At 70.9% G+C, this 587-nt stretch carries 1 protein-coding gene; it reads right to left on the bottom strand.

The features are described from left to right. On the bottom strand, positions 1 to 587 hold a 587-nt coding region (locus OO69_RS48120; RefSeq protein ID WP_033287384.1), incomplete at both ends, for a glutamate synthase-related protein.

Here is a 587-nt window from a genome sequence, read left to right as displayed (position 1 = left end):
GCGAGTTCCTCGTCCTGGGTGGAGATGCCGGCCGGGTCGCGGCCGTCCTGGAAGTCGTCGAAGTAGCCTGCGGCTGAGCCGAGTTGGCGGTACTCGGCGTCGTGGCGGGGGTGGTTGTCGCCGAGGGCGATGAGGGCGGCGGTGCCGATGGCGACCGCGTCCGCGCCGAGCGCGATGGCCTTGGCGACGTCGGCGCCGGTGCGGATGCCGCCGGAGACGATGAGTTGGACCTCGCGGTGCACGCCGAGTTCCCGAAGTGCCCGTACCGCCTGGGGAATCGCGGCGAGGGTGGGGATACCGACGTGCTCGATGAACACGTCCTGGGTGGCGGCGGTGCCGCCCTGCATGCCGTCGACGACCACGACGTCGGCGCCCGCGTGGACGGCGAGCTTCACGTCGTAGTAGGTGCGTGTGGCGCCGACCTTGACGTAGATCGGCTTCTTCCAGTCGGTGATCTCGCGGAGTTCGCCGATCTTGATGGTGAGGTCGTCGGGGCCGGTCCAGTCGGGGTGGCGGCAGGCGCTGCGCTGGTCGACGCCGACCGGCAGGGTGCGCATCCCGGCCACCCGGTCGGTGATCTTCTGGCC

The sequence above is a fragment of the Streptomyces sp. NRRL F-525 genome, assembly GCF_000716605.1.
In the GTDB taxonomy this organism is placed as follows: Bacteria; Actinomycetota; Actinomycetes; order Streptomycetales; family Streptomycetaceae; genus Streptomyces.
The sequence above is the reverse complement of the archived record's forward strand: the minus strand, read 5'-3'. Positions and strand labels throughout refer to the sequence as shown.